Annotated in this window: 2 protein-coding genes and 1 pseudogene; all 3 read left to right on the top strand. The window is 71.0% G+C overall.

The annotated features are described in order from the left end of the window. Positions 1-579, top strand: a 579-nt coding sequence (locus tag GT354_RS07400; RefSeq protein ID WP_161355450.1) for a 4Fe-4S dicluster domain-containing protein, incomplete at its 5' end; no start/stop codon positions are given. A gap of 157 nt (positions 580-736) precedes the next feature. Beyond that, complete coding sequence (locus GT354_RS07395; RefSeq protein WP_161355449.1) at positions 737-1,435, top strand: LUD domain-containing protein; 699 nt, start codon at positions 737-739, stop codon at positions 1,433-1,435. A gap of 30 nt (positions 1,436-1,465) precedes the next feature. Further along, positions 1,466-1,765 (top strand): annotated as a pseudogene (locus GT354_RS52485) (hypothetical protein); the annotation flags it as partial.

Genomic DNA, 1,765 nt, shown 5'->3' with positions numbered 1-1,765 from the left:
CCGCAGGAGTTCCACCTGATCCTGCTCGACAACGGCCGCACCGACGTGCTCGCGGACCGGACGGGCCGGCAGGCGCTGCGCTGCATCCGGTGCTCGGCGTGCCTGAACGTGTGCCCGGTGTACGAGCGCACCGGCGGGCACGCGTACGGCTCGGTGTATCCGGGCCCGATCGGCGCGATCCTGGTCCCGCAGCTCAGGGGCATCGCCACGGAGAAGGTGGACGAACAGACCGCGTCGCTGCCGTACGCGTCCTCGCTGTGCGGCGCGTGCTACGAGGTGTGCCCGGTGGCGATCGACATTCCCGAGGTGCTCGTCCATCTGCGCGAAGAGGTCGTCGCGGGTGACGGGCACCAGGCCGAGAAGGTCGCGATGAAGGCCGCGGAGTGGGTGCTCAACAGCCCGAAGCGGCTGCGCCGGGTCCAGCGCATCGCGTCCCGGTCGCGCAAGCTGATCCCCAAGCGCGCTCCGGGGCCGGGGGCGGCCTGGACCGACAGCCGGTCGATCCCGGCGGTGCCGGCCGAGTCGTTCCGGGACTGGTGGGTGCGGGAGCGGTCGCAGAACGGGGGGCGGGAAGGGTGACGGCGCTGTGGTTCGGCGGTTCGGGTTCGGCGGATCGACGGTTCGGGTTCGGCGGATCGGCGGATCGGGTTCGGCGGTTCGGGTTCGGCAGGTCGACGGTTCGGCAAGGCGACGGGGCCGGGGTTCGGCGGAGCGGGAAGGGCGAAGGGGGTCGGGCGTGAGTTCGCGTGACGTGATTTTGGCTCGGGTGCGCAAGGCGCTCGTGGATGTGCCCGGGGACGAGATCTTCCCCGTGCCGCGCGACTACGCGCGGGCGCATGTGAGCGAAGGTGTGCTCGAACTGCTCGTGGAGCACCTGCTCGACTATCGGGCGATCGTGCACGAGGTCGACGAGGGGGACCTGGCGCAGGCCGTCGCGCAGGCGGTGGCGCGGCGTGGGGCCAGGCGGGTCGTGGTGCCGGCGGGCGTACCGGACGCGTGGACGGCCGAGTTGGGTGTGGGGGTGCGCGTCCTGCCGGACGGGTGGCGGTACGACGATCATATTAATAACAGGCCCCATGCAGGCATGGATCCGGACACCAAGGCGGACTTCGGGCAACAGTTGTCCGTCGCACAGCTCGACACCGCCGACGGCGTACTCACGTCGAGTGCGGTGGCGATCGCCGAGACCGGCACGATCGTGCTCGACGCCGGGCCCGGTCAGGGGCGGCGCGCGCTCACCCTGGTCCCGGACTGGCACCTGTGCGTGGTCAGGGCCCGGGACGTCGTCGCGTCCGTCCCGCAGGCGCTGGAACGGCTGACCCCGGGACGTCCGTCGACCTGGATCTCCGGCCCGTCCGCGACCAGCGACATCGAGCTCGACCGGGTCGAGGGGGTGCACGGCCCCCGGACCCTGGAAGTCCTGATCGTGCGGTGATGTCCTGTCGATCATTTACAGTCCATAGGCGTGGCACCTGATACGAACGCACTCGTCCGCTCGACCAAGAACCTGATGGAGATGGTCGACCTCCTCGGCAATACGAGCCCGCCGGAGGCGTACGACGCGATCGCCGAGCAATTGGCGAACACGCGCAGGCTTCTGGGGCAGCTGACCGCTCCCGTGCCGACCACGCTCTGCAACGAACATCCGTACGGGCCGGTCGACGAGGACGCTCGGGACAAGTGCCTCTTCTGCGAGAACCGGCGGCGCCGCGGCCGGGCCCGCGACGCCGCCGACGCCCGCCCGCGCTCGGCTCCGTGCCCTCGG

The sequence above is a fragment of the Streptomyces sp. SID3343 genome (assembly GCF_009865215.1).
In the GTDB taxonomy this organism is placed as follows: domain Bacteria; phylum Actinomycetota; class Actinomycetes; order Streptomycetales; family Streptomycetaceae; genus Embleya.
Note: the sequence above shows the minus strand (reverse complement) of the source record. Positions and strands in the feature narration are given on the sequence as shown.